Annotated in this window: 3 protein-coding genes; all 3 read left to right on the top strand. The window is 70.1% G+C overall.

Translation table 11 applies throughout. The features are described 5' to 3' along the window. Nucleotides 1-115: 115 nt before the first annotated feature. Genes BJQ90_RS16770 through BJQ90_RS16760 form a run of 3 tightly spaced genes read left to right on the top strand, consistent with a single transcriptional unit; the run spans nt 116 to nt 2,162 of the window. On the top strand, nt 116-673 hold the full coding sequence (locus BJQ90_RS16770; protein WP_226761352.1) for a ferric reductase-like transmembrane domain-containing protein: 558 nt from the start codon (nt 116-118) through the stop codon (nt 671-673). Then, the gene (locus tag BJQ90_RS16765; RefSeq protein WP_226761351.1) at nt 670-1,923 is read left to right on the top strand and encodes an NADH-ubiquinone oxidoreductase-F iron-sulfur binding region domain-containing protein; all 1,254 of its coding nucleotides are present in this window, start codon (nt 670-672) and stop codon (nt 1,921-1,923) included. The genes BJQ90_RS16770 and BJQ90_RS16765 overlap by 4 nt, the downstream gene beginning before the upstream one ends. Then, the gene (locus tag BJQ90_RS16760; RefSeq protein WP_226761350.1) at nt 1,920-2,162 is read left to right on the top strand and encodes a ferredoxin; all 243 of its coding nucleotides are present in this window, start codon (nt 1,920-1,922) and stop codon (nt 2,160-2,162) included. Before BJQ90_RS16765 ends, BJQ90_RS16760 begins: the two co-directional genes overlap by 4 nt. Nucleotides 2,163-2,244 lie beyond the last annotated feature (82 nt).

Raw genomic sequence — 2,244 nt, 5'->3', positions numbered from 1 at the left:
GTGGACTGGTTCCGGGGCCGGGGCGTTGCCGGCCGTTTCGTTGACCAGCACGGACGGACCATCGTCACCGGCGCGTGGCCCAGCGAGCGGCCTGCGACTTCGGGAGGGCGCCACCATGGATGAAGCCATGTGGGCTTTCGGGCGGGTGAGCGGCTTCATCTCGCTGGCTTTGTTTACCGCCACGGTGCTGCTGGGCATCCTGACCCGGTCCGGCAGGCCACTCATTGTCCTGCCGCGGTTCTCTGTCACCCTCCTGCACCGCAACTTCGCCCTCCTCGCCTCAGTCTTCCTCGGCCTCCACGTGGGGTCGCTGCTGCTGGATTCCTACGCCAAGCTGAACCTGGTCGATGTCCTTGTCCCGTTCCTCGGCTCCTACCGGCCGTTCTGGCAGGGCCTGGGCACAGTCGCCCTGGACCTCGTGCTGGCCATTGTCATCACGGGCCTGCTGCGGCACCGCATCGGGCAGCGAACCTTCAAAGCCGTCCACTGGCTCAGCTACGCCATGTGGCCCATTGCCCTGGGCCACGCCATCGGCAACGGCACCGACGGGACCGGTAAATGGTTCCTGATACTGGCCGCAGCGTCGGTGGCGGCCGTCGGCGGCGCCGTCGCCTGGCGACTTTCCGCCACCTTCCTCGACACGTCCAAAGCCCGCCAAGGAGGCATGCCATGACCCCGCCCAACACCTCGCTGGCCGAAACTCTCCGGCCCCAGGCGCCGGCGGGGACGTTCAGGCTCTTCGCCGCCGGTGATTTCGCTGGACTGCAGGACCATCTCAGTGTCTTCGGGCCACTGGATACCGGCAGTATCGGACCGGACTTCATCCGGGTGCTGGAAGCCTCCGGGCTGACCGGGCGGGGCGGGGCGGCCTTCGCGTCCTGGCGCAAGATGGCGGCGACCGCCGAATCCCGTTCCGCCGGAATCCTGCCCTCCCGGCCGGTGGTGATCGCCAATGGCGCAGAGGGCGAACCGCTCAGCTTCAAGGACCGGACGCTGCTGGCCCACGCCCCGCACCTCGTGCTCGATGGCCTGCTGGCGGCCAACCGCGCCGTCGCAGGCTCGCAGATGTACCTCTACGCCGCCGCGGACAGCCTTGCGGGAGTGGCAGGTGCCATTGCCGAGCGGCCGGACGCGCGCCGGATCCGGCTGGTGCCGGCGCCGGAGACCTTCATCGCGGGGGAAGCCAGCGCCGTGGCCAATGCCATCGCCACCGGCACGGCACTTCCACTGGACAAGCGGCGCCGCCTGAGCGACGCCGGGCTCAAAGGCCGCCCCACGCTGGTGCTGAATGTCGAGACGCTGGCCCACATCGGCCTCATCGCCCGCTACGGGGCCGCCTGGTTCCGCAGCGCAGGGTCACCGGCCGACCCCGGCACCCGGCTCCTGACAGTCTCCGGCCCGGGGCCGGCGCAAGTGCAGGAAGTTCCCGGAAACGCCGCCCTCGGGACGATTCTCCACGATGCCGGAATTGACGCCCGTTCCCTCTCCGCCGTTCTGGTCGGCGGATACCACGGCCGTTGGGTCAGGCCGCTGGACTACCGGATATCGCCGTCCGGCCCGGACGGACAGGCTGTCCGTCCCGGGGCCGGAGTCATGTTTGCACTGCCTGCCGACCAGTGCGGTCTGGCGGCCACGGCGCGGATCCTGAGCTATTTGGCGGGGGAGTCCGCCAAACAATGCGGACCGTGCATGTTCGGCCTGCCCGCCATGGCCGGGGTCCTTAACCGCATTGCCTCCGGCGAACCCAACCCGCAGCTGCCCCGGGAGCTGGACCGGCTGAGCAAACTCGTCTCCGGCCGGGGTGCCTGCCATCACCCGGACGGGACCGTCCAACTGGTCCATAGCGCTTTGGAGATCTTCGCCGACGACGTCCAGGCCCACCTCAGCGGCCGATGCACGCGCGAGGACGGGAGGACGGCATGAGCGACACGCTGCACATCGACTGGACCAAGTGCGACGGCCGCGGGCTGTGCACCGAGCTCCTTCCGGCGTTGCTGGCCCGCGACGACTGGGGCTACCCGGTGTCGCGGCGGAGCCGGTCCGGCAACCGTACCGACGTGCCCATTGGCGCGGACAGCCTGGACGCGGCGACGGACGCCGTCCGGCTGTGTCCCCGGCTGGCCTTGTCCCTTGTGGGCGAGCGGACCAACAGGCGGGCGTAGGCCGGGGACCCGCCCGGCACGTCGGGCTTCCTAGTGGGCGGCGAGCTAGTGGGCGGCGAGGCGGGTGGCGCGCAGCACCGCA

Source organism: Arthrobacter sp. SO3, assembly GCF_020532825.1.
Lineage (GTDB): Bacteria > Actinomycetota > Actinomycetes > Actinomycetales > Micrococcaceae > Arthrobacter.
Note: the sequence above shows the minus strand (reverse complement) of the source record. Positions and strands in the feature narration are given on the sequence as shown.